The 22,656-nt window shown below is 69.5% G+C and carries 21 protein-coding genes and 5 pseudogenes; 15 read left to right on the forward strand and 11 right to left on the reverse strand.

Annotation, left to right across the window (positions count from 1 at the left end):
• Window positions 1-149 precede the first annotated feature (149 nt).
• A complete protein-coding gene (locus AB0I23_RS11565) occupies window positions 150-299 on the reverse strand; it encodes a hypothetical protein (protein WP_359109034.1) in 150 nt (49 codons plus the stop codon).
• 75 nt (window positions 300-374) lie between these two features.
• On the reverse strand, window positions 375-707 hold the full coding sequence (locus tag AB0I23_RS11570) for an antibiotic biosynthesis monooxygenase family protein (RefSeq protein ID WP_359109035.1): 333 nt from the start codon (window positions 705-707) through the stop codon (window positions 375-377).
• Here AB0I23_RS11570 and AB0I23_RS11575 point away from each other — a divergent pair.
• Window positions 708-962 (forward strand): annotated as a pseudogene (locus tag AB0I23_RS11575) (recombinase family protein); the annotation flags it as partial.
• Window positions 963-1,076: 114 nt separating this feature from the next.
• Here the strand turns inward: AB0I23_RS11575 and AB0I23_RS11580 are convergent.
• Both AB0I23_RS11580 and AB0I23_RS11585 read right to left on the reverse strand, forming a co-directional pair.
• Window positions 1,077-2,141: pseudogene (locus tag AB0I23_RS11580) on the reverse strand (IS701 family transposase); the annotation flags it as partial.
• Entirely contained in the window at window positions 2,090-3,100 is a 1,011-nt protein-coding gene (locus AB0I23_RS11585; protein ID WP_359109099.1) for a hypothetical protein, read from the reverse strand. The pseudogene AB0I23_RS11580 and the gene AB0I23_RS11585, both read right to left, overlap by 52 nt.
• A gap of 116 nt (window positions 3,101-3,216) precedes the next feature.
• Here AB0I23_RS11585 and AB0I23_RS11590 point away from each other — a divergent pair, with 116 nt between their 5' ends.
• The 3 genes from AB0I23_RS11590 to AB0I23_RS11600 all read left to right on the forward strand — a co-directional run bounded on the left by AB0I23_RS11590 (window position 3,217) and on the right by AB0I23_RS11600 (window position 4,822).
• Window positions 3,217-3,870, forward strand: a complete 654-nt coding sequence (locus tag AB0I23_RS11590) for a TetR/AcrR family transcriptional regulator (protein ID WP_359109036.1) — start codon at window positions 3,217-3,219, stop codon at window positions 3,868-3,870.
• 128 nt (window positions 3,871-3,998) lie between these two features.
• Complete coding sequence (locus AB0I23_RS11595; protein ID WP_359109037.1) at window positions 3,999-4,652, forward strand: FadR/GntR family transcriptional regulator; 654 nt, start codon at window positions 3,999-4,001, stop codon at window positions 4,650-4,652.
• On the forward strand, window positions 4,649-4,822 hold the full coding sequence (locus tag AB0I23_RS11600) for a hypothetical protein (protein ID WP_359109038.1): 174 nt from the start codon (window positions 4,649-4,651) through the stop codon (window positions 4,820-4,822). The genes AB0I23_RS11595 and AB0I23_RS11600 overlap by 4 nt, the downstream gene beginning before the upstream one ends.
• Window positions 4,823-5,108: 286 nt before the next feature.
• Here AB0I23_RS11600 and AB0I23_RS11605 read toward each other — a convergent pair whose 3' ends face one another.
• Entirely contained in the window at window positions 5,109-6,209 is a 1,101-nt protein-coding gene (locus tag AB0I23_RS11605) for a hypothetical protein (protein ID WP_359109039.1), read from the reverse strand.
• A 230-nt stretch (window positions 6,210-6,439) separates the two neighbouring features.
• On the opposite strand from AB0I23_RS11605, the gene AB0I23_RS11610 reads away from it, so the two are divergent.
• Entirely contained in the window at window positions 6,440-6,985 is a 546-nt protein-coding gene (locus AB0I23_RS11610) for a DoxX family protein (protein ID WP_359109040.1), read from the forward strand.
• Window positions 6,986-7,248: 263 nt separating this feature from the next.
• Window positions 7,249-8,400, forward strand: a complete 1,152-nt coding sequence (locus AB0I23_RS11615; RefSeq protein WP_359109041.1) for a luciferase domain-containing protein — start codon at window positions 7,249-7,251, stop codon at window positions 8,398-8,400.
• A gap of 178 nt (window positions 8,401-8,578) precedes the next feature.
• Here the strand turns inward: AB0I23_RS11615 and AB0I23_RS11620 are convergent, their stop codons facing one another.
• A complete protein-coding gene (locus AB0I23_RS11620; protein ID WP_359109042.1) occupies window positions 8,579-9,418 on the reverse strand; it encodes a hypothetical protein in 840 nt (279 codons plus the stop codon).
• A 70-nt stretch (window positions 9,419-9,488) separates the two neighbouring features.
• Between AB0I23_RS11620 and AB0I23_RS11625 the strand changes: the two are divergent.
• Both AB0I23_RS11625 and AB0I23_RS11630 read left to right on the forward strand, forming a co-directional pair.
• A pseudogene (locus AB0I23_RS11625) lies at window positions 9,489-9,851 on the forward strand (hypothetical protein); the annotation flags it as partial.
• A 280-nt stretch (window positions 9,852-10,131) separates the two neighbouring features.
• On the forward strand, window positions 10,132-10,311 hold the full coding sequence (locus AB0I23_RS11630; protein ID WP_359109043.1) for a CsbD family protein: 180 nt from the start codon (window positions 10,132-10,134) through the stop codon (window positions 10,309-10,311).
• 223 nt (window positions 10,312-10,534) lie between these two features.
• On the opposite strand, the gene AB0I23_RS11635 is transcribed toward AB0I23_RS11630, so the two are convergent.
• Entirely contained in the window at window positions 10,535-10,798 is a 264-nt protein-coding gene (locus tag AB0I23_RS11635; RefSeq protein WP_359109044.1) for a hypothetical protein, read from the reverse strand.
• 521 nt (window positions 10,799-11,319) lie between these two features.
• On the opposite strand from AB0I23_RS11635, the gene AB0I23_RS11640 reads away from it, so the two are divergent.
• Both AB0I23_RS11640 and AB0I23_RS11645 read left to right on the forward strand, forming a co-directional pair.
• A complete protein-coding gene (locus tag AB0I23_RS11640) occupies window positions 11,320-12,150 on the forward strand; it encodes a PP2C family protein-serine/threonine phosphatase (protein WP_359109045.1) in 831 nt (276 codons plus the stop codon).
• Window positions 12,151-12,239: 89 nt separating this feature from the next.
• The gene (locus AB0I23_RS11645; protein WP_359109046.1) at window positions 12,240-13,256 is read left to right on the forward strand and encodes an MASE1 domain-containing protein; all 1,017 of its coding nucleotides are present in this window, start codon (window positions 12,240-12,242) and stop codon (window positions 13,254-13,256) included.
• Window positions 13,257-13,525: 269 nt separating this feature from the next.
• Here AB0I23_RS11645 and AB0I23_RS11650 read toward each other — a convergent pair whose 3' ends face one another.
• Window positions 13,526-14,587, reverse strand: coding sequence for an ATP-dependent DNA ligase (locus tag AB0I23_RS11650; RefSeq protein ID WP_359109047.1), 1,062 nt, complete (start codon window positions 14,585-14,587; stop codon window positions 13,526-13,528).
• Window positions 14,588-14,665: 78 nt separating this feature from the next.
• Here AB0I23_RS11650 and ligD point away from each other — a divergent pair, with 78 nt between their 5' ends.
• The 3 genes and pseudogenes from ligD to AB0I23_RS11665 all read left to right on the forward strand — a co-directional run.
• Window positions 14,666-15,688 (forward strand): non-homologous end-joining DNA ligase, encoded by a 1,023-nt coding sequence (ligD, locus tag AB0I23_RS11655; RefSeq protein ID WP_359109048.1) that lies wholly within the window; start codon window positions 14,666-14,668, stop codon window positions 15,686-15,688.
• A complete protein-coding gene (locus AB0I23_RS11660) occupies window positions 15,685-16,764 on the forward strand; it encodes an ABC transporter permease (RefSeq protein WP_359109049.1) in 1,080 nt (359 codons plus the stop codon). Before ligD ends, AB0I23_RS11660 begins: the two co-directional genes overlap by 4 nt.
• A 181-nt stretch (window positions 16,765-16,945) precedes the next feature.
• Window positions 16,946-17,080 (forward strand): annotated as a pseudogene (locus AB0I23_RS11665) (multicopper oxidase domain-containing protein); the annotation flags it as partial.
• Window positions 17,081-17,157: 77 nt separating this feature from the next.
• Here AB0I23_RS11665 and AB0I23_RS11670 read toward each other — a convergent pair.
• Complete coding sequence (locus AB0I23_RS11670; RefSeq protein WP_359109050.1) at window positions 17,158-19,365, reverse strand: DEAD/DEAH box helicase; 2,208 nt, start codon at window positions 19,363-19,365, stop codon at window positions 17,158-17,160.
• Between the two features lie 374 nt (window positions 19,366-19,739).
• Here AB0I23_RS11670 and AB0I23_RS11675 point away from each other — a divergent pair, with 374 nt between their 5' ends.
• Together AB0I23_RS11675 and AB0I23_RS11680 are read left to right on the forward strand one after the other, a co-directional pair.
• The gene (locus tag AB0I23_RS11675) at window positions 19,740-20,540 is read left to right on the forward strand and encodes a VOC family protein (protein WP_359109051.1); all 801 of its coding nucleotides are present in this window, start codon (window positions 19,740-19,742) and stop codon (window positions 20,538-20,540) included.
• A 73-nt stretch (window positions 20,541-20,613) separates the two neighbouring features.
• Window positions 20,614-20,868, forward strand: a complete 255-nt coding sequence (locus tag AB0I23_RS11680) for a WhiB family transcriptional regulator (protein WP_266979107.1) — start codon at window positions 20,614-20,616, stop codon at window positions 20,866-20,868.
• 451 nt (window positions 20,869-21,319) lie between these two features.
• On the opposite strand, the pseudogene AB0I23_RS11685 reads toward AB0I23_RS11680, so the two are convergent.
• Window positions 21,320-21,526: pseudogene (locus tag AB0I23_RS11685) on the reverse strand (MFS transporter); the annotation flags it as partial.
• Between the two features lie 127 nt (window positions 21,527-21,653).
• On the reverse strand, window positions 21,654-22,628 hold the full coding sequence (locus AB0I23_RS11690) for an acyl-ACP desaturase (protein WP_359109052.1): 975 nt from the start codon (window positions 22,626-22,628) through the stop codon (window positions 21,654-21,656).
• Window positions 22,629-22,656 lie beyond the last annotated feature (28 nt).

The raw sequence follows: 22,656 nt of genomic DNA on the forward strand, positions 1-22,656 counted from the left end.
GCGGCTCGAACGAAGGTGAACCCCTTCGCATGCACGAAGGTGATTTCCTCGGCGCACGCGAAGGAGATCCCTCAGCCGCACGCCAAGGTGATCCCCTCCGGGCATACGAAGGAGATCCCTCAGCCGCACGCGAAGGCGACTCCCTCGGCTCAGACGAAGACGATCCCATCGGCGACATCGGAGCGGATCTCCGTGCCGACCCGTCGCCACAGGAGGTCGTCCAGGCGGTCCAGCGGGTCGATGAGCGCGCGTCCGACGGCCTTCGCGACCCGCACCGCGGCATGCACCTTCGGCTTCATCGACCCTTCGGCGAAGGCCGGCTCGGGGCGGAAGCGCTCACTCGCGATGCCGAAGCCGTTCGCGCGACGGCCTCTCTACACGCTTGTCGGCGCCGCTTGCTGCACGACCTCGAAGGACCACAGTGTGGACCCGCTTGCCGCCGGCTTGGGATGTTCGTCGCTCTGTGCGCCACTGCCCTGGTGGGCGGCCTTCATAGGGCCCTCCATCCAGGCTTGGAAGGAGTCCTCGTCACGCCACCGCGTGTAGACGAGGTAGTTGTCGGTGCCTTCGACGGGGCGGAGGAGTTCGAACCACTCGAACCCGTCGGAACTCTCTACGGCATGGGCACGGGATACGAAGCGCTTCTCCAGCGTCTCCCGATGCTCGGCGGGGACGGTCAGTACGTTGATCTTTACCACACTAGGCACATGACACCTCTCAGGAAGCACAGGCAGGGCGCTGCGCCGAGCCTTGATCACGTACGTGCATTCTCTTACATCCGTCAGTCAAAGCGGCGTGAGGACGACTCCCAGTCATCCCCTGTGGCGCAGCGCGAGCGGTGCGCCTCGCTGATCGCGTCGAAGGGGTGGAGCGACGCGGGCCACTTGGAGGACGTCGGCAAGTCCGGATGGGACCCGAGCATCCACCGTCCCGGGTTCGAGGAGATGATGGCGGCCGTGCGCGGCGGGCACGTGGACGCCGTGGTCGTCTTCTCGCTGTCCCGCCTCACTCGCCGTGGCGCACAACCGTCCGTCGAAACACCATCCCGCCATGGTGGACGGGCTCAGGTCCTGGAAGTCGTCCTCCACCTTCCATCTCATCCCGGCGATCTTGACCAGGTCGGTCAGGGGGCAGGGATGGCCCTCGGGCGTGTAGGCGTAGAAGTACGCGATTTCGCTCGGATCGGCGATGGAGCGGCGGATGAGCAGCCATCGGCGCGGGTGGTCGGTGGCGATCCACGCCCAGTCGTAGGAGCGCTGGCCCTTCGCACCCGCTCCACGTGAGCGGCGGTTCCACCCGTCCGGCTCGACCAGGTGCAGTGCCTGGTCCGCGCGCATGCGCCCGCCGCCGGAGGTGGTGAGCTGGTGGTCGACGGGTACCGCGAACACATAGCCGATGCCGGCGCCTTCCAAGAACTCGCGCAGCTCCCGGCTGCGTCCGTACACCTCGTCCCCGGTCGCCCACTCCGGTCTGATCCCGGCGGCCAGCGCCCGTTTCGCCTGCGCGAGGGCGAGCGCCGGCTTGGTGGCAAACGCGTGATCTTTAGGGAAACCCGCCGTCGCCATCCGCGCCGGATCGGCGAACCAGTCGGCCTGCACGTACAGGTCCCGGTCGATGAGGGCGTGGCCCCGCTTGGTCGCGTACGTCGTGTACACCGCGACGATCACGTTCTCGACCCGGCCCATCGTGCCGGAATACTGCCGACCCACGGCCGCGGTCTTCGTCCCCTTCTTCGCCTGCCCCGTCTCGTCGAAGATCAGGACCCCGCCGTCGGCGCCAAGGTGGCGGGTCAGGAACGCGCGCACCATGTCTCTCGCGGCGTCCTCCTCCCAGCAGGCGCGTTCGAGCAGGTGGTGCAGGCGATACGGTCGGTCCAGGCCGACTGCCTCCGCGATCGACCAGCAGTTGCCCGCAACGCCCGGCATCAGTAACCCGCGCAGGTACAACACGCCGTTGGCCCGCAGGTCGCGGCGGCGGTAGACCGGCGCGAGGTCTGCGGCGAGTTCGGCGAATACCGCTTCCATCTGCTCGGGATCTGCACTGCGGCGCAGTGCAGATCCCGAGGCGTGGATACCGTGCGCGGGGCCTGTCATCTCCGATACCGCTGCGCCACTGCCGCGAAGGCGGCCTTGGGTTCCCATTCCATGTCGGGGTAGGTCTGCCCCCGGCGCCCTTCGAGGAGTTTGACGATGCCCAGGCCGGCCCGGTCCAAGTCGTCCCTGGGATCCCCGTCCGGGCGGTGCGGGTAACCAGGCAAGGCGAACAAGAACACGAACGAGCTGTCCACACCCTCGGCCTCGAAGATCTCCAGCAGTTCGCTCAGATATGCGGCTTGGCCGGCCTCGTCACGCTCGTATATGCCGTTCAGCCGTACAGGGGCCTTGGTCTCCGGGTCGTACTCGACCACTTCCAGCACCCGCCCACCGCGGTCTCCTGCGCCGCGGTAGGCCGCGGTGCCGAACCCGGTGATGGCGAGCGGCTTCGGGCCTTGGGCCAGGGTGCGCACCGCGTCCCGGAACCGGTCGGCGACCTCGGCGGAGCGGATCAGCTCGAACGTCACAATGTCGAAGGGGGTCCAGTCGACCTGTTCGAACTGGATGGATGCGTAGGTGAGCTTGCCCTGGAAGCGCTCGCGGACCGTGGCCGCGGCGTCGCGGAGGAATGCGTTGATGCGCACGCCGAGCTCACGCATCGCTTCGGCCCGCCGCTCGGGTTGGCTCATCAGCTGCTCGACCCGCTCCTCGGGGCTCTCTCCGGGCAGGAACCCGCGGTTCATCACGCTCAGCTCGACCCCTGCGACGAACACAACTGTGGCCCCCTGCTGTCGGAGCCGTTCCGCTCGCTCGGCGCAGTCGCGGAAGAGCGTGAGGATCTGCTCCGGATTCAGCTCCAGCGGATAGGGCGAGAACCAGACCTCCAGGCCGAGCTCGGCGGCGGCACCGGCGGCCAGCTCCATTCGGTCCGGGTCACCGCCGATGATCTGGACCGCGTTGCAGTGCAGGTCGTCGCGGATGATGGCGAGCTCGCGCCGGACCACCGCAGGGTCGAAGTGCTCGCGGGATATCTGGCCGTGCACGACGAATCCGGTGTCGTAGGTCATTCCTCTTGCTCGCATGGTGACGTCCTCTCTGTCGGTCCCGGTCGGGGCGAGGCTGACATCAAAAGTGCGTACACGCAAGTTTGCGCGCACGCAGCCCTGTGTGGAACGCTGACACCGTGACGACACCACCAGGGCTGCGGGAACGGAAGAAGCAGGCCACGCGCGAGGCGCTACGCAAGGCGGCCCTGCGCCTGGCCATGGAGCGCGGACCGGACCAGGTGCGGGTCGAGGACATCGCCGAGGCGGCCGGGGTCTCGCCGCGCACCTACAACAACTACTTCGCCAGCCGCGAGCAGGCGATCGTCTCCGCTGTTACCGCGGACCGGGAGGCGCGGATCGCGGCGGCGGTCGCGGCCCGGCCCGCAGGAGTGCGCCTGGCTGACGCCGTCACCGAAGCAGTGGTCGAGCAGTACACGAACACCGGTGAGCGCGAACATGAGGCGCTGCTGCTGATTACCACCCGGACCGCGCTGCGCGACGCGTTCCTCGATACCACCACCAGCATCGAGCCCCCTCTCACGGCGGTGATCGCCGAACGCCTAGGTGACGCCGGAGCGCACACAGCCCGCGTTCTCGCGGCGAGCGTGGCCGCGGCGGTTCGCATCGCGTTGGAAGGCTGGCTCCGGCCGGCCGGGAACGCAGGGGCCACCGGGAGTTTCGGCGCCGGAGGACTGGTCGTGCCCTCCGGCTCACTGCCCGACCAACTCCGCGCGGCACTGCTCCCGCTCGTGCCCGCGTTCGACGCCGCCGAGCGACGCACCCGGCCCTGAAGTCGACCCAACTGGGGCATCCGCTGGACAAACAGTAGATTCGGAACAGGCCGATGTATCCGGCCGTCATCATCCTCGTCAGCCGATTCAACATAGATGACGCCGTGCCAGGTCGCGATCTACGACGAGTGTCGATCGTCGACACCTTGATCATCGAACTGCGAAGGGAAATCTCCCGGGGCGCCTGGCAGGTCGGTGACCGGATCCCCCCGGAGAGCCAACTCGCCGAGACTCTGGGCGTAAGCCGGCTCTCGATCCGCGAGGCTGTCCGCGTGCTCATTCACGCCCGGCTGCTGACCGCCCGTCAGGGCGACGGCACTTACGTGACCGCCACGGACGAGGGCCAGGTCGCGCTCCGCCGCCACCTCGGCCGGGCAGAGACCGCCGATATTCTCGACGTCGGGCGGGGTCTGGACATCGTCGCGGCCCGACTGGCCGCGACCATGCGCACCGAGGAGGACCTGGACAAGCTCCGGGAGGCCATGGAACGTCGCGCTGTCGCAGGCCGGGCGGCCGACCTGGACGCCTTCACCGACGCCGACGTCGACGTCGACTTCCACCTGTACATCGCCGAGGCTTCCCACAAATGGCTACTCGGTGACCTCTACCGGAACATGAGCGACGCCCTGTGGGAGACCGTCAAGGCCAACCAGTGCATGGATGACGCGGGCGACGACCCGTTCCACACCGCGCTGTTCGAGGCCGTACTCGCCGGCGATCCGATCGCCGCGACCGCCGCGGCGTTGTCCATCCTGGACGACTGCACCGACGGGGAACCGTGACCACCGCCGATCTGCTGATCCACAACGCCGACCTGGTCGTCACCACGGACTTGGCACTGGGCGACCTGCCCGGCGGCTGGGGTGTCCGCGAATTGCTCGGTCCGGTCGGCAGTGACAGCAGATCGTGCGGCGGGGCGGCACCAGTTCGGTGCGGCACCGGCGCGCGATGATGCGGCCGGCCTCGGCCGACGGGAATCACGCCCCCGCGATCGCCCGACTGGTTCGAACCGTGGACCCCGGGCGTCGTCGGCAGCGCCCACGCCATCGACGTGGCCGGGGCGTGTGCCGTCGGCCACCCTCGCGCGTGCGCGACGATCGCACGTCACAGGCGCTGCTGACGTACTGGTTCAGAGCCATCGCCGCGCGTGCGCGGCGATGGCTCCCAGCACCTCGGGCATGTCCTGCTCCGGCGCCCCTATCAGCACCCGCGAGCCGCGCCCCGGCCCGTCCAGTACCTCACAGACGGCGACCAGCGGATGGGTCGCCTCTGCCCCCACCTGCTGGTACCGGCCCTTCGGTCTTCGCGCGCGCTTCCTCGCCGATGCAGGGGGTGATCGAGTACCGTCGCACCGCTCGCGGATCACTGCGGAACGGCGGCCGTACGGCGAGCACCCGCAGCGGGCCCGGCAGCGGCTTCAACGCCACCTTCGCGCAGGGGTCGGGTGTGGTGCCCAGCACCCCGGGCCCCACGTACAGCGGGCCCTTGATGTCCAGCTTCCACGGGCCCGTTCCCACGACGGCGCCGTCCACCGCGTGCACCTCGACCGGGTCGACCGGCTCCACCTCGCACGTGCGCGGCAGCCGCGTCCACCACCGCAGCCCCAGCAGGGTCGATACCAGCAGGGCGACCGCCGCCACCGCGAAGCCCCGCACCACCGCTTCGGGCCGTGGCGCGATCAGCGCCACCAGCGCGCCGACACCGCCCGCGGCCCCCAGTGCGAGCGCCGGTGCCAGCCACTGCCAGGCCATCGTCAGCGGATTGCGCCGCCCGCGCAGCAGCAGCCACAGCGCCGCCCACAGCGGCCCGAGGCCGATCCCGCACAGCGCGGAGGCCAGGGCGGCGGGCCCGCTGAAGAGCCGTCCCGGGTAGTGGCCGGTGCGCACGGTGGCGGTGTCGTCGCCCTCACCGGCCTGGATCATCCGTACCGATCCGCGCCACCACAACAGAGTCACCGGCTCCCCGGCCCGTGCCCGTCCGTACACGGAGTCCCGCTCCTCGTGCGAGCGGTGGTCGAGGTAGCGCAGCTCCATCGCGCGCTTGTCCGCCCGGGTCAGCTCCAGCGTGTACACCGTGGACGCGCGCTTGAGCGCGTAGTCGGTGACCCGCACAGTGACGCGTTCCCGCTGCATGCAGTACGGCTTGCGATAGCGGTCCCCGCACACCTTCAGCTGGTCGGTGGGGTGCCCGTCCTCGACCACCGCCACCTTCGCGAAGTCCACGTCGTCGGCGCGCAGCCGTTCCGCCTGCTGCCAGAGCGGCCAGGCCGCCCCCAGCAGCGCGGTGGCCAGCAGCAGGCCCACGCCCCCGCGGACGACGTCCTCGATTCCGCCCCTCATACGCTCCCTCATCACTGTCTCGTGAACACATACGTGACAGCCGGCACCCCGTAATGGATGTGCGCGTCGTCGACACGCGCCACGTACCGGCCGCCGGCGGCCGCGAAGACGCACTGGTGGTCCGCGACCGATCGACGACGAGGCGAAGTTGCTTGAAGTTTCACGCAACAGGTACGCTTTACCTGACGCTTGAATGTTCAACTTCCACTCCCTGCAGAAGGGGACAAAAAATGACCTCCATCCCGCGCACCACCCGCGACTCCTCCGGCGCCCGCACGGAGGGTCCCTCTCCGTACGTCTACGATGTGGGGTTGCTGGTCCTGCGCCTGGTCCTCGGTCTGACAGTGGCGGCCCACGGCGCGCAGAAACTCTTCGGCTGGTTCGGTGGCGGCGGGCTTGAAGGCTTTGGTCAGTTCTTCACCATGAGTGGCTATCCTTCCGGCGAAACCATGGCGCTGATTGCCGGACTCAGTGAAGTCCTCGGCGGACTCGGCCTTGTGTTCGGGCTGCTCACGCCGCTCGCGGGCGCGGCCGTGCTCGGCACCATGATCAACGCGCTCGCAGTCAAGTGGGGCGGCGGCTTCTTCGCCCCGACGGGTGTCGAGTATGAAGTCCTGCTGTCCGCAGGTGCGGCCGGGCTGGCCCTCACCGGGCCGGGCAGGTTCGCCGTCGACCGTTTTCTTCCCGGGCTGCGGGCCCATCGGCTTGTATACGGCGTCGCGGCCTTGGTGCTCGCCGCCGTGCTCGCTGCTCTCGTGCTGCTCATCCGTAACTGACTGCGGTTGTTCGCTGTGGACTTCTCCAGCGACGTCCTCCGCTTCGTCGTCGAGCACGAGCTGCCTGGACGGGTGGCCTTCCTGCGGGCCCAGGACACGGATCACGATCACGCGCGGGGTCTTTTCACCTCTCACCCACCGCCGGCAACAACCGGCCTCGGCGGACCGGCCGTGTACTGCTCGGCCCGACCGCCCGAAGGGACAGCATCCGTGAGCACTACTCCTGCGACACCGACCCACGGCACTGACACGGGAGGCGCGTGGTGAGCCGTTTCGACACACCTGTTGTGGTGACCCGAGGAGACACGGAGGGACCACTGGTCGTTCTGTTGCACGGCCGCGGCTCGCGTGAGACCGAGATCATCGGGCTGGCGGACGCTCTGCCCCGTGGCCTTTCCTACGCGGCGGTTCGCGCTCCTATCGCTGAACACGGCGGCTTCGCCTGGTTCGCCAACCGTGGCGTCGGCCGTCCCGTCGCGGAGTCGCTGCGGGCCACCATGGACTGGTTCCGGCTGTGGCTCGACGGCATCGCCCCGCCGGGCCGCCCGGTCATTCTCGTCGGCTTCAGCGGCGGAGCCGCCTTCGCGGGAGGCCTTGTGCTGGACGATCCCGCGCGGTTCGCCGGTGCGGCGATCCTGTACGGAACGCTGCCGTTCGAGGCAGGGGTGCCCACCGATGCCGCACAGCTCGCCGGAGTGCCCGTCTTCGTCGCACAAGGCGATCACGACCAGGTCATTCCCCGCGACCTGCTCGACCGGACATGGCGTTACCTGACCGTCGAGTCGGGGGCACCTGCGATCTCCCGGCGTGACCCGGTCGGACATGGAATCGCCCGTGACGCGCTGGCGGCCCTGGCAGGCTGGCTGGTCGGGCGGGCAGCCTACCTCGCCCGGCAGGGACGGCCGGTACCCGCGCCGGCTCATTGGGAAACGTTGCCCGGGGACCTTCCGGACCGGGCCGGTCCGCGTCCCGACGTCACTACGACGATTCCCCAGCAGCAACGTACCGACAACGCACCTGCCGAGGTGCAGGAGAAGCTGTTCGCCCGGTTGAGCGCGCTACCCGGCGTACACAGCCGTCAGTCCGCCCTCTCTGTTCCCGGCGCGCGTGGATTCATGGTCACGGCACCGCAGGGCGGTCCCGACGACGCATTCCTCGTACCGCATGCCGGGGAGTTCGCACACCTGCACCCTGACACCGACGGTTCGCTGCATGTCGCGCTGCCTGTGCACCTGGCTGCCGACGCGGTCGCGCACGGCTGGGCCGTGGCACATCCGCTCGCCGGAGTCCGGCTCGCTCCGGGCATGGTGCTTGTCTACGGGCCTCGAGACGAAGCCGAACTCGACATCGTCACGTCCATCGTCGCCACCAGCCACACCTGGGCCTCCGGCAGGTACCGCCCGACCACGCAATGACGCGAGCAGATATCGGCACCGGAGTGGCGCCTTCTGTCTGGTCGCGCCGCGACGGCCGGAGAGGTGATGGCTACGGGGTGGCCGCCGCGCGTGACGCGCCGTGCCGGTCGGGCAGCGCGAAATCGGCGTCAGGCGCCGGAGACGGTCCGGGCCCGCATGTGGGGGACGGCCGGACGGGTCAGCGCAGCAGCGCCCGTACCGACGTCTTCATCCGGGCCACGAACGCCTCCCGCACCTCGTCCGTCACCCGGTCCAGTGAGAGGTACGGATTGAGGTCCTCCAGCTCGACGAGCAGCAGCTCACCGTCCGCCGCCCGGCAGGCGTCGACGCGCTGGATGCCGTGCGCGAGGTCGTTCCACTCCACGAACCGGTGGGCGAAGTCCAGATCCGTCGCCGTCGGCTCGTACGGATCCAGCACCCAGCGCTGCTCTGGGTGCGGTGCGTGGAGCGCGTACTGGAAGTCGCGGTCGATGAAGAAGAAGGACACCTCGTAGCGGAAGTCGATCCTCGGTTGGACGAGCACGCTGCCGTCCGGCTCGGCGCCCACCTCGGCCGCGAGCGCGTCCGGCGTGACGAAGCGCAGCCCGACCGAGTCCGCGCCCAGCTTCGGCTTGATCACATACTCCGCCGCCACGGGCAGCAGCCCCAGATCGCTTGCTCGGTCCACGGTCGCGATCACCGGGTACTCCGCCGCGCTCAGATCGACCAGATACTGCTTGCCCGCCATGTCACCGCGCCCGGTCAGCGGGTTGTACACCGGCACCTTCCGCTCGCGGGCGCGGGCGCAGAACGTGTCGTACGCCTCCTGGTAGTGCAGCACCGGACCGCTGTTGCGGACGACGACGGCGTCGAAGCCGTCCAGCAGCGCCGCCGCGTCCCGCGGATGACAGAGCGCGACATCGAACTCCTCACGCAGCCGCGAGGTGAGAAAGATGTCCTCGTCGCAGTAGCGGCGGCCGCGCGCCTGGTACGCGAGGTCGGTGACGAAGAGGACGGACGGGCGCGGACCGGCGGGCATGACGTTCTCCCAGGGGGTGTGGAGGCGGACGGCGGCTCAATAACTTTGATGGCGTTGCCCGTTCACCACTGTGGAGCATCATGACCTCTGCCCCACAGGAGTCGCACGTGTCGCCACCGCCGACATTCTCTCGCCCGCCTTCGCCGCCGACCCCTACGGGGCCTGCCGGACCACGAGGGAGAGCGCCCCGCTGATCCACCACGAGGCCACGGACAGTTACCTCGTCTCCCGGTACGAGGACGTCGAGCGGGTCTTCAAGGACAAGACGGGAGAGTTCACCACCGACAACTACGACTGGCAGATCGAACCGGTGCGGGGCCGGACGATCCTGCAGTTCAGCGGCCGTGAGCACGCGGTGCGCCGGGCCCTGGTCGCCCCCGCCTTCCCTGGCACCGACCTCCAGGAGAAGTTCCTGCCGGTCATCGAACGCAACGTTCACCCCGGTCGCCACGGGCTCACCGGATCCGGGGGCCGGCACCTTCTGCGCGACCCCTTCGACGATTGGTTCACCGTGGAGGGGAGTCGCAGCGGATACCCGCCGACTGGTCGAAGCGCGGTCGGGGAAGGCGCATGGCTGCCCTCCCGGTACGCCGCCGGTGCGACAACGGCTTCGGAGTGGCGGATCCGACGGGGGCGTCCCTCTCACCGCAGGCGACATAGGCAGACCTGTCCTACTTTGGGCAGGCACCATCCGTACGATCCAAGGAGCAGTAGTGAGTAGCGCCAAGGACAAGGCCAAGGGCAAGGCCAAGGAAGCCATGGGCAAGATGACCGGCGACCGACGCAAGCAAGCCGAAGGCAAGACGGACCAGGCCAAGGGTCAGGTCAAAGGTGCCGTGCACCACGCGGGCGAACGGGCCAAGGGCGTGAAGGACTCCCTCAAGCACGACTAGGGCACCTTTTTCGGATCGGGCCTGATCCGAAAGAAAGGCCCTGGGCCTTGTGCCCGCAGAGAGCCCCTGCCCACGCGGGCGGGGGCTCGGGCGCGGTCGTTGCGGGCCCGGTGTCCGGAGGTGTTGCCCGACGAGCGTCGTACGCGGCTCGGCCTCCGAGCTGCCCGGGGTGCGCCATTTTTTCGCGAGGGAGGCGCGGAGCGGGCGGGGCGCGGGTGAGTCATCACCAGGAGTTGCCGGGGCGCACCGCCAGCCGGGGGTGGTGGGCGGCCAGGACCTTGTTGGCCCTCGCCAGTTCGGACAGAGCCTGCTCGCGGTCGGCCCGGTCCTCGATGCCGAGCCGGGGGCCGCGGAACCTGCGGACCTCGCGGGCGGCGCACTCGGCGTCGAACTCCGCCTGCACGATGTGCGGCGGGATGCAGGACCCGATCATTTCGGTGACCCGGTCCGGGATCGGCACGGGAACGAGGAGGTGCGAGGCGGTCATGAGGGCCCTCTCGGATGATTGACCAGGAGGTGGTGCTCCGCGGCCGCCGGGTGGGCGGTCGACTCCTCCCTATGCAACGGGACGCAGTTCCGGGTTTCTCATGGAGAACGTCTCCGTCCGGCAACCGTTTGAGAGTGACCGGCTATTTCCTCTTACTCATAAGTAAGTTGACTCCACGTGAGGTACGTGCTCGCTCGGAATCCGGGCTGTGCCGATCAGAGGGGCGCGTTGTCGCTGCGGGCATGCAGCGACAGCGCACGCAGCACTGGCTCGGTCGAGAACCGCGACTCCGGGTCGACGAGTTGCTCGCCGATCACCGTGAACCAGGGCGCGACCCGTATTCCGAGTGAACCGTCGACCCCCTGCCCGCCGACCGTGCCGACGTTGCCTGGGGCTCGTCAACAACGGTGACCCCATCCCGTTCGCAGGTTCCTGTACCGCCGGCCAGTAGTCCGGCCCCCCGGTGCGAAGAGATCTAAGGTGGTATACGGGACACGTAGGAACGCCCCCCCGGAGGGGCCATGCGCCGACACCGCACCACCCATGCCGACAGCGCCCAGGAATCCCTGCTCACCCTCGGGCGTCTTGTCGACCAGGCGCTGGAGCGGATCAGGATCCAGCGGGCGCGAGTGGAACTGGCCGAGGCGTTGCAGCGCCATCTGCTCCCGCCCCAGCTTCCGCAGCTGCCCCGCCTGGCCATCGCAGCCCGGTACACCCCTTCGCGTGACGGTCTCGATGTCGGGGGCGACTGGTACGACGCCTTTCCGATGACGAATGGGGTGGTCGGGATTGCCATCGGTGACGTGCAGGGTCACGACGTGGAAGCCATTGCCTTCATGGGAGAGGCCCGCACCAGCCTGAGGGCCCTCGCCTGCGCCACGACCGATCCGGGCGAGGTACTGAGCCGCGCCAATGATCTGCTCATTTCCATGGGCTGCGGCCTCTTCGCGACGTGTTGCTTCCTGACCTTCGACCCGCTCAGCGGCGCGCTCGTCATCTCCCGAGCAGGCCACATCCCGATGGTCTGGGCCACGTCCGTCGGTAGGTCCGGCATCATCCTCGACAGTGGTGGCCCGCCCCTCGGCATAGTCCCCGGAGAGAAATATCCCGTGACGCGACGATGGCTGACGGAGCCGGGATCGTTGGTCATGGTCACCGACGGAGTGGTGGAAGGGCCGACCTTTCCGATCGAGAAAGGGCTGGAGGAGGTGCTACGGCTGGTGTGCAGTGGCTGCGACGGCGACCCCGACGAGCTGGCCGGTGAAGTGGTGAAGGTGGCCGATCTGACGGGCCACTGCGACGACGCCGCAGTCCTCGTCCTCCGTTATGCCGGCCTCCCCGGCGTTGGGTAGCCATGGCCGGCGCTGCATGCTCCGCGCTGCAGCGATCAAGGTGTCTTCCGGCGCGTCCTGGCCGGTAGAGCCCTTCCAGGTGGTGTCTGATGACTGCCGTGGTGACCAATCCGGAGCTTCGGCGCAAGGGCGCCGCGACTCTCCTGGTCCTTGCCGTCGCAGCCGCCTATTACGGGGCTGCCCGGCTGGGCCTGCTCGAACAATTGGTGCGCGGACAGGTCACGCCGCTCTGGCCCCCTACCGGCATTGCCCTGGCCGGTCTGCTCGTCTTCGGGCTCCGCGTCTGGCCGGGCATCGCGATCGGAGCCTTTCTCGCGAACGTATCCATCGGGCCGACGGCTCCCATCGTTCTGGTCATCATGCTGGGAAACACGCTCGCACCGGTCTGCTCCTACCTGATGCTGCGGCGTGTGGGGTTCCACAACGACCTGGACCGGCTGCGTGACGCGTTGGCGCTGGTCTTCATCGGCGCCCTGGGCGGGATGCTCATCAGCGCGACCATGGGCAGCAGCGTGCTGGTGCTTTCCGGCGCGCTGCCCGCAGGCGGCTTCTGGTCCACGTGGTCGGTGTGGTGGACGGGCGACGCGATGGGTGTGCTGGTCGTCGCACCGTTTCTGCTCATCCTTCGCGAGGCGCGGTGGCCACGGGGTGTGACACTCCTGCGGTGGGCCGAGGCAGGGGTCCTGTTGCTCGGCACCCTTGCGGTCACGCTGCTGGCGACGGTCGGCAGACCCTCGCTGCTTTTCCTTGTCTTCCCGTTCCTGATCTGGGCCGCGTTCCGCTTCGAACGCGCCGGTGCCGCCTCGTGTGCGCTCGGAGTCTCCATGCTGGCGATTCTGGCCGCCGGTCGCGGGACCGGTCCGTTCGCCCACGAGGACCTCTTCACCAATATGGTCACGCTCCAGGCCTTCAACGGCGCCACGGCACTGACCGCCCTGCTGCTCGCGGCGGTCATCACCGAGCGGAACCGCACCCACGGCGAGATCAACCGGCTCTGCGAGCGGCTCACCGACATGGTGGCGGCCATGCCGGACCACCCGGTCACCGACCAGTGGCTGACGCCCGACGAACCCGACGACCCGGACGGCCGCGCCGGCGACCGTTAGGTGGCGTCCGGCCGGCGCTCTTCGCGTACGCGCCCCGACGGGGCCGCCCTCTCCAGGAGAGTCGCCCGCCGGTCGTTCCCTGTCGCACCCGGCAGTGACCACCGGGCCGCCGAGTGCCAGTACTGCGACAGCAGCCCGCCCGCGTCGGGTGCGACGCCGAAGTCGTTGATCGTCGCCCGGCCCCGACCGACACGGCCTGGGTCACGGACTCGCCCATCGCCGGACCCCAGCCCGGGCGACGACCCCTGCGCCACCCGCCGGGCGCGGCGTCAGCGGGCTGACAGCACCTCGGCGAGGTCGTACCGCACGGCCTCTTCCAACTGCGCGTAGGTGCAGCTCCCGGGAGTGCGGTCCGGCCGCCACCGGCGGAACTGGGCCGTGTGCCGGAACCGGTCGCCCTCCATGTGGTCGTAACCGACTTCGCACACCCGCTCCGGACGCAGCGCCACCCACGACTGGTCCTTCTTCCCGGACCAGCGGCTCGGCGTACCGGGCAGCCGGGCGGTCTCGTGCGCGGCGGCGTCCGCCCACGCCGCCCACGGATGGTCGGCGAACTCCGTCCGCAGCGGCTCCAGCTCGGCGACCAGCTCCTCGCGGCGCTTCATCGAGAACGCCGCGCAGACCCCGACGTGCTGCAGGACGCCCTCGGAGTCGTACAGACCGAGCAGCAGCGAGCCGACGACAGGGCCGCTCCTGTGGAAGCGGTAGCCCGCCACCACACAGTCGGCGGTCCGCTCGTGCTTGATCTTGTACATGACGCGGACGTCCGGGCGGTACGGCAGATCCAGTGGCTTGGCGACGACACCGTCGAGCCCGGCACCCTCGTACCGTTCGAACCACTCCTGGGCGACGGCCGGGTCGGTGGTCGCGGGGGCGAGATGGACGGGGGCCGAGGCACCGGACAGCGCCGCTTCCAGCACGGCGCGGCGGTCCGCCTGCCGGGTGGAGAGCAGCGAGTCGTCGCCCACCGCGAGGATGTCGAAGGCGACCAGACTGGCCGGGGTCTGTTCGGCGAGCAGCCGCACCCGTGAATCGGCCGGATGGATGCGCTCGGTGAGCCGGTCGAAGTCCAGTTTCCCGTCGTACGCGACGACGATCTCGCCGTCGATCACGCAGCGCGGCGGCAGATTCTCCCGGACCGCTGTGACCAGCTCGGGAAAGTAGCGGGTGAGCGGCTTACCGGTGCGGCTGCCGATCACCACCTCGTCGCCGTCGCGGTGCACGATCGCCCGGAAGCCGTCCCATTTGGCCTCGTACTGCATGCCCGGCGGGATCCGGGACACGGACTTGGCGAGCATCGGCTTCACAGGCGGCATCACTGGCAGATCCATGGACCGATTCTTGCCCGGATACCTCGACACGACTCCCGATATGCGGCATATGTGAGCTCCCGGCCTACCGTGGCCCCCATGGGCGCTGCGGTGGAGCTGGATGCGGGCGGACGGGCGGTACGGCTGTCCAACCCCGACAAGGTGTACTTCCCGGAGAAGGGCTACACGAAGAGGGACGTCGCCGAGTACTTCCTCTCCGTGGGCGCCGGGATCACGCGCTCCCTGCGCGACCGGCCGACCACACTCCAGCGCTTCGTCGACGGTGTCGACGGCGACTTCTTCTACCAGAAGCGCGCCCCGAAGAACCTCCCCGACTGGATCCCCACCGCGCGCATCACCTTCCCCAGCGGCCGGCCCGCCGACGAGATCTGCCCCACCGAACTCGCCGCCGTCCTCTGGGCGGCCAACCTCGGCACGCTCACCTTCCACCCCTGGCCGGTACGGCGGACCGACACCGACCACCCGGACGAACTGCGCATCGATCTCGACCCACAGCCCGGCACGGACTACGCCGACGCGGTCATTGCCGCCCATGAGCTGCGCGCCGTCCTCGACGACCACGGTCTGCGCGGCTGGCCCAAGACCTCCGGCGGGCGCGGCATCCATGTCTTCGTCCCCGTCGAACCCCGCTGGACCTTCACCGAGGTCCGTCGCGCGGCCATCGCGGCCGGCCGCGAACTCGAACGCCGGACGCCGGACCGGGTGACCACCGCGTGGTGGAAGGAAGAGCGCGGCGAACGCGTCTTCGTCGACTACAACCAGACCGCCCGCGACCGGACGATCGCCTCCGCCTACTCCGTGCGGCCCCGCCCGCACGCTCCGGTCTCCGCACCGCTGCGCTGGGACGAGATCGACGACGCCGATCCGCGGGACTTCGACATCCGCACCATGCCGAAGCGGTACGCGGAGGTCGGCGATGTGCACGCGGACATGGACGACCACGCCTTCCGGCTCGACCGGTTGCTGGAACTGGCGGACCGGGACGAGCGGGAGCGCGGGCTCGGCGACATGCCCTACCCGCCGGAGTATCCGAAGATGCCCGGCGAACCCAAGCGGGTCCAGCCGAGCCGTGCCCGGCGCGACGAGGACGGGGAGGCATGAGCGCGCCCGACCTGGAGCCCGTCAAGCCGCACGGGGACCACGCCCGCCCCCGGACCCGCGGTGACAGGTGGGCGGCGTTCAAGGCGTCCCCGTATCTGCCCGCCGTCGTGCTGCTGTTCATCATCGCGGCGGCGGCCGGTTTTTTCGCCGGCTCCTACACGTACGCGATGGCCAACCCGACCCCGCGCAACATCCCGGCCGCCGCGGTCGGACACCTCGACACCCCGCGCGACAAGGCCTTCCTCGAGCGGCTGGAGGTCGTGCTCGACACCTCGCTGGTGCTGCACGAGTACGCCACCGAAGCCGAGGCCCGCACCGCGCTGGAGGAGCAGAAGGTCTTCGCCGTCGTGCGGTCCGCGAACGGCGGTGTCGCCCTGGATGTCGCGAGCGCGTCCGGAGCCTCGGTCGCCCAGCTGCTCGCCGAGTCCGCACTGAGGGTGGCGCAAGCGACCCATGTGCCGGTGAAGGTCACCGACGTGAAACCCCTGCAACGGGGTGATCCGCGTGGCCTCGCCCTCTTCTACATCTCGCTCGCCGCGGTGGTCATCGGCTTCGTCGGCGCCATCCAGCTGAGCGTGCACGCCAAGGGGCTGAACCCGCTGGAGCGGATCGGGTTCACCGTCGCGTACGCGCTGCTCGGCGGTTTCGCGATCGCCGCCGTGGTGGACTGGCTGCTCGGCTCCATCGATCTGCCGTTCGTCCAGTCGTGGATGATCCTCGCCTTCACGATGTTCACCACGGGCATGGTCTTCACCATGTTCAACACCCTGATGGGCCGCTGGGCGATGATCCCCACCTGGGGACTGATGGTGCTGCTCGGCAACCCGTCCTCCGGCGGTGCGGTGTCCTGGCCGCTGTTGCCGTCGGTGCTGGGCTTCATCGGCCGCTGGCTGCCCCCGGGCGCCTCGGTCAACGCCCAGCACGCCGCTGTCTACTACCAGGGGCACCAGCGGATCTTCCCCTACCTGGTGCTCGCCGGCTGGTCGCTGGTGTCGTGCACGGTGTTCTGGGTGTGGCGTCATCGGCACCCGGGAGGCCGTGACCACATGCCTCAGCATGCGGTCAGGGCCTCCTGACTGTCCCTGGGCGGTTACAGCTCCTTGATCCGGATGTCGCGGTACGAGACCACGTCCGTGGTGCTGTGGACCTGGAGTCCGATGTAGCCGGAGGAGAACCTGCGGCCGGCGGTGCCCGGATCGTCGCCCCTCGGGGGCTCGAAGACCTGGCCGCCCGTGTTGTCGAACTCGTTCAGCAGGACACCGCTGCGCGGGTGCCTGGATGTACCACTGCCATGTGCAGAGCCACTTCGGCATGGCTATGGCCGGACTGCTGCTGGTCGCCAAGGCGGACGGCACGGTGCCGGGTACGACCCCCACGCCATGCATGACATGAAGGCAGACAAGCCGATGAAGGACGGGGCGATGCACGACAAGACCTGAGGCCGACGGACCGGGGCCGACAGAATCCGGTCAGGGTTCCGTCGTCCCCGTCGCCAGGCGCAGCTGTTCCTCCTCGACGATGCGCCTGGCCAGGCTCCCGTCCGACACGTCGACGGCGTCCGGCGTCGTCTCGGCGACGTCGCTGCGCCGCGCGTACGCGTCGAACAGCCGCTCCTTGCGGGCAAGGATGTCCAGCATCCGCTGGTCGACGCTGTCCGTCGCGAGCAGCCGGTGCACCTGGACCGTGCGTATCTGCCCCATCCGATGGGCGCGGGCCACGGCCTGGTGCTCCATCGTCGGTTTGATCTGCGGCTCGCAGAGGATGACCACCGACGCGGCCTGCATGTTCAGCCCGACGCCCCCGGCCTGGATCTGGCTCAGCAGGACAGCGTGGCCGTCCGCCGTGCCGAACTCATCGATCAGCTTCTGCCGCCGGGCGGCCGGGACGTTGCCGGAGACCGGCCCGAACACCTTGTCGCCCAGGGCCTCCCGGACCGTGGTGAGCACCTCGTGGAAGTACGAGAAAACGACGACCTTGAGCCCGTTTCCGGCGGCCTCCGTGACCAGCTCGCGCAGCCGGTTCAGCTTCGCGGAGGTCTCCGGGCGGGCGTACGCGGCCCGGCGCATCCGCATGAACTGTCCGGCAGCGACCGCCTCCCGGTAGGCGTCGAGATCGGCCTCGCTGAACTCCTCCCACTCGTCGACCTGCACCAGCGCCGGGAGTTCGGTCAGCACGTCCGCCTGGTTGCGCCGCAGGTAGGCGGGCGCGACGGCGCGGCGGAAGGCGTGCGAACCGGCGACCCCGTGGGTGGTCATGATCGACGGGGCCAGTTCGGGCTGGAGATGGCGGACCAGGCTGCGGAACTCCTCGACCCGGTTCTCCATCGGCGTACCGGTCAGGAACAGCACCCGTTCGGTGCGCCCCGCCCAGCCGGAGACCGCGCGCGAGCGGCGGGTGGCGGGGTTCTTGACGTAGTGCGCCTCGTCGACGACCAGCATGCCGGGCCGCTTCCCGCCGTCCCGTGCGGCAGGGAGGGTGTGCAGGGCGTCGAAGGTGGTGAGGGCCACCCCGCCGCGCTCGTGCCACTCGGCGAACGCCTCCTGCCGTTCGGGGCCGTGCACCGGCAGCACCCGCAGGGTGGACCGGGCCCGGACCTCCCGCGCCCAGTTGATCAGCACGCTCGCCGGGCACACCACCAGGAAGTGCGTCTCGCCCCGCGCCGAGAGATGCGCGAGCGCGGCGATCGCCTGCACAGTCTTCCCGAGCCCCATCTCGTCGCCGAGGATCACCCGCTTCTGCGCGAGCGCGAAGCGGGCGCCGAACGACTGGTAGCCACGCAGGGAGACCCGCAGATGCGCGTCGTCGAGCCGCAGCCCGCGCACCCGGTCCGCGATCCCTGACGGAAGGAACCCCTCGGCGGCGTCCCGGTCGGGGCTGGTGCCCGACATCTCGGCGAGCAGGCTGTAGTACTCGGCGGACCGCAGCTCGAAGTCGACCCATGCGGCGAGGTCCGACTCCGGGGCCCGCAGCAGATCGACCGACACCTGCCCGAACAGCAGCGGAAGCCCGCGCTCCGTCGCTTCCGCGACCACGGTCCGAACAGAGGCGACGGCCGTGAGCGCCGCCGCACGGGTCTGCCGCCCGGCGAACAGCATGCGCAACCGACCGCGGGCCGGTCCGGCCGCGGTGAGCAGCGGCTCCAGCCGCCCGACGAGCCGCCGGGCGGCGTCCACGGCCCGCCGGACGTCCGGACCGGCCTCGACCAGCCGGTGCAACGCCATGACCAGGGCGGTCGTGGACTCGTCGGGCGCCTCCACGTCGATCCGGACGGCGACCGTGTCCCGGACCGCGTGCGCGATCTGGCTCGCGGCGGCGAGCGCCTGATCGGCGGTCTGCGCACCGACGCCGGGGATCTGGCGGAGCTCGTACCGATTGGCCTCATGGACCTGACCGACCGTCGTGTAGCCGGCCTGCTCGACCGTGCCGAGGCGCAGTCGGCCCTCGGTGACGTCCTTGAGCCGGGAGACCGGGATCGCGGCCAGCTCACGGTGGATCAGGGAGTCGAGGATCGGGGTGAGGGCGGCGTGTATGGCGTCGGTCGCGCGGGTGTGGTCGGCGAGCACGGCACGCGCCGCGTCGAGCAGCCGTTCCGCCTCTGCGATCAGCTCCCGGGCTGCCTTTCCCATCGGCGCCCCGGTGTCCCTCGCCCCGGTACCGGTCTCCCCGGCCTCTGTCATGTACGTTCCTCTGTCCGCGCAGCCCCGCTGCCGCCTTGCCCGGCAGCTGCCCGAGTGAGACATATCGTGCCATGGGCCGATGACAGTGAAGGCCGGACGGAGCGAGAGCCCCGGTGCGGGGTCAGGACGCGGGTGGACGGCGTTCGGCCGGGGACAGCTGCAGGACCTCCAGCGTCCTGGCGCAGGACGACCGTCCCACCGCGTCGAAGACCTGCACGTGCTGCCTGTCGATGGTGCTGCGGCTCTCACCCCGCGCCGAGGCGCACTGGTTTCCCGCGTTGCGCAGTCTGCGGTTGTCAGTGCCCGGTGCAAGACTCGGACGGTCAGGAGAAACCCCTGCAGCGCACACGCGGGACTCACTGAAGGAGCGCACCATGCTCACCACCGGTTATGTCACCGGATCCCCCAACTGGCTCGATCTCGGCACGCCCGACCTCGACCGGGCCACCACCTTTTACCAGGGCCTCTTCGGCTGGGACTTCGTTCCCGGTGGTCCCGAGACCGGCGGGTACGGGATGTTCATGCTGGACGGGAAATCGGTCGCGGGTGCCATGACCGTCACCCCGGAGCAGGCGAAGTCGTCCTGGTCGGTCTACTTCCAGACACCCGATGTCGACGGCACCGCCAAGGCGGTCGAGCAGGCCGGCGGCGCGGTGCCCTTCCCGCCGATGGATGTCCTCGACTTCGGTCGGATGGGCGGCTTCACGGACCGGGGCGGCGCGTACTTCGGGACCTGGCAGCCCAAGAAGAACACCGGCCTGGGCGCGGTGGGCGTGCCCCGCTCGCTCTGCTGGGCCGAGCTGTACACCCCGGACGTGCCCGCGGCCGCCGCGTTCTACGGCAGGGTCTTCGGGTGGGAGACCCATCAGGTGGCGTACCCCGGCGGCGGTGGGTCCTACACTCTGATCCGTACCAAGGGCGGCGGCGAGGATGCCGGCTTCGGCGGGCTCGTACCTCTCGACGCCGTTGCGACCCAGGGCGTCCTGGGACCGCACTGGCTGCCGTACTTCGAGGTGGACGACTGCGACGCCACGGTCGCGGACGTCGAGCGGCTGGGCGGCAAGCTGACGCTGGAGCCCATGGAGATGGAAGGCGTGGGCAAGTTCGCCGACGTCGCCGATCCGTACGGGGCGCAGTTCGCCGTGATCAAGAGCGCGGACTCGTCGGAAGGCTGACCGGAGGGCGTACGGACCCCGCATTGATGCGTCGTTGATCAGTCGTTTATTCCGACCGGGCACTGTGTGCGCCATGCTGATCAACACCGTGACCGACCCCGCACTCGCCTGGCAGGAGACGGCGCTCTGCGCGCAAGCGGGACCCGAGTTCTTCTTCCCTGCCCCCGGCAGTTCCACACGTGAGGCGAAGCAGCTGTGCAACGCCTGCGAGGGCCGGGTGGCCTGCCTGGAGTACGCCCTCGACAACGACGAGCGGTTCGGCGTCTGGGGCGGACTATCGGAGAAGGAGCGGGAGCGACTGCGCAGAGTTGAGCGCGGCCGGGCCTGAACTTCCTCGGTACGTACCACGATTCGGCCCTCCGCAGTCCTGAGTTCGCATCTCCAGGGAGCCGCGTCGAGCGAGTACGACTACGGCGTCGTCGGTGCGGGATCGACCGGCGGTGCTGGCCGAGCGACTCGTCTTGATGAGCTTCGGGAAGGCGGCCGGAACCCTGATCTCCGCTTGCGGTCACACCCTCCCGACTCGACCAGCGCGACCCGGACCCTGGGGTCCCCGGCGCGTCCCTACCCGGCGCGCGAGCAGCCTCCCTGACCACCGCCGCGTTCACTGCTCTGCTCTTCGCCGTGACCGCAATGGCACTGCCGCCCCGGCGGAGGACGACGACCAGGACCACCTGAGGCACCACCGGACAGGCGGGCCCCGCAATCGCGGAGGTCGGCCAGGTCGGCCAGGTCAGCCACCAGCCGCAGCACGAGCCACACGCTCAGGGTCAGTTCCTGCCATCGAGCAGATCACCGATCCGGAGCCGTGGCGGTGCGTCGCTTCGCACAGGGATCGGCTCGCTGCCGCCGAGCGCACGGATCCCTACTGCCGAGAGCAGGTAGCTGACCGCATCGGCCACCACGGTCATCACGGGGCCGAACAGCCCGATCGCGGTCCCGCCGAGCGGCGGTCCGACCACGGTGGCGGTCCAGGTCGTGGCCTGTCACCGTCTCGGACCCGATGTGCGTGATGCCGCGTCACGCAGAGACGACGGCCCACGAGTGAGCGGGCTCGTGGGCCGTCGGGTGCCGTGCGGGCTGCGGGTCAGGCGTTTCGCGGAGACCTGAGACTCAGGCGTTCGCGCGGGCGGCCATCCGCGCCTTGCGCGCCGCCAGCTTCTCGTCGAACTTGGCCGCCTCGCTGTCCAGTCCGCCCATGTAGAGCCCCAGCTCCTCCTGCGCCTTCAGCCCGTCCGGGCCGAGCCCGTCGATGTCGAGGACCTTCAGGTAGCGCAGCACGGGCTGGATCACGTCGTCGTGGTGGATCCGCATGTTGTAGATCTCGCCGATCGCCATCTGTGCTGCGGCCCGCTCGAAGCCGGGCATGCCGTGACCGGGCATCCGGAAGTTGACCACGACGTCACGCACGGCCTGCATCGTCAGGTCCGGGGCGAGCTCGAAGGCCGCGCCGAGCAGGTTGCGGTAGAAGACCATGTGCAGGTTCTCGTCAGTGGCGATCCTGGCCAGCATGCGGTCGCAGACCGGGTCGCCCGACTGGTGGCCGGTGTTGCGGTGCGAGACGCGGGTCGCGAGCTCCTGGAAGGCGACGTACGCCACGGAGTGCAGCATCGAATGCCGGTTGTCGGACTCGAAGCCCTCCGCCATGTGCGCCATCCGGAACTGCTCCAGCTTGTCCGGGTCGACGGCGCGGGAGGTGAGCAGGTAGTCGCGCATCACGATGCCGTGCCGGCCCTCCTCCGCGGTCCAGCGGTGCACCCAGGTGCCCCAGGCGCCGTCACGTCCGAAGAGGGAGGCGATCTCGTGGTGGTAGCTGGGGAGGTTGTCCTCGGTCAGCAGGTTCACGACCAGTGCGATCTTGCCGATGTCGGTGACCTTGGACTGGTCGGCGTGCCACGCCTCGCCGTCCTCGAAGACGCCGGGGAAGTTCCGGCCGTCCGAGAAGGGGACGTACTCGTGGGGCATCCAGTCCTTGGCGACCTTGAGATGGCGGTTGAGCTCCTTCTCCACCACCTCTTCCAGGGCGTACAGCAGTTGGGCGTCGGTCCACGCCTGTGAACTGCCGAGGTGGGGAGAGGTGATCGTCACGGGGGGCTCCTGGGGACGGGAGAAGTAC

This window comes from Streptomyces atratus (assembly GCF_040655115.1).
In the GTDB taxonomy this organism is placed as follows: Bacteria; Actinomycetota; Actinomycetes; order Streptomycetales; family Streptomycetaceae; genus Streptomyces; species Streptomyces atratus_D.

Excerpts from the sequence above, each read along its gene's own strand:
- AB0I23_RS11565 (WP_359109034.1), bottom strand. The coding sequence starts at position 299 with ATGAAGCCGAAGGTGCATGCCGCGGTGCGGGTCGCGAAGGCCGTCGGA.
- AB0I23_RS11585 (WP_359109099.1), bottom strand. The coding sequence starts at position 3,100 with ATGACCTACGACACCGGATTCGTCGTGCACGGCCAGATATCCCGCGAG.
- AB0I23_RS11605 (WP_359109039.1), bottom strand. The coding sequence starts at position 6,209 with ATGAGGGGCGGAATCGAGGACGTCGTCCGCGGGGGCGTGGGCCTGCTG.
- AB0I23_RS11610 (WP_359109040.1), top strand. The coding sequence starts at position 6,440 with ATGACCTCCATCCCGCGCACCACCCGCGACTCCTCCGGCGCCCGCACG.
- AB0I23_RS11620 (WP_359109042.1), bottom strand. The coding sequence starts at position 9,418 with ATGCCCGCCGGTCCGCGCCCGTCCGTCCTCTTCGTCACCGACCTCGCG.
- AB0I23_RS11635 (WP_359109044.1), bottom strand. The coding sequence starts at position 10,798 with ATGACCGCCTCGCACCTCCTCGTTCCCGTGCCGATCCCGGACCGGGTC.
- AB0I23_RS11640 (WP_359109045.1), top strand. The coding sequence starts at position 11,320 with ATGCGCCGACACCGCACCACCCATGCCGACAGCGCCCAGGAATCCCTG.
- AB0I23_RS11645 (WP_359109046.1), top strand. The coding sequence starts at position 12,240 with ATGACTGCCGTGGTGACCAATCCGGAGCTTCGGCGCAAGGGCGCCGCG.
- AB0I23_RS11650 (WP_359109047.1), bottom strand. The coding sequence starts at position 14,587 with ATGGATCTGCCAGTGATGCCGCCTGTGAAGCCGATGCTCGCCAAGTCC.
- ligD (WP_359109048.1), top strand. The coding sequence starts at position 14,666 with ATGGGCGCTGCGGTGGAGCTGGATGCGGGCGGACGGGCGGTACGGCTG.
- AB0I23_RS11660 (WP_359109049.1), top strand. The coding sequence starts at position 15,685 with ATGAGCGCGCCCGACCTGGAGCCCGTCAAGCCGCACGGGGACCACGCC.
- AB0I23_RS11670 (WP_359109050.1), bottom strand. The coding sequence starts at position 19,365 with ATGACAGAGGCCGGGGAGACCGGTACCGGGGCGAGGGACACCGGGGCG.
- AB0I23_RS11675 (WP_359109051.1), top strand. The coding sequence starts at position 19,740 with ATGCTCACCACCGGTTATGTCACCGGATCCCCCAACTGGCTCGATCTC.
- AB0I23_RS11680 (WP_266979107.1), top strand. The coding sequence starts at position 20,614 with ATGCTGATCAACACCGTGACCGACCCCGCACTCGCCTGGCAGGAGACG.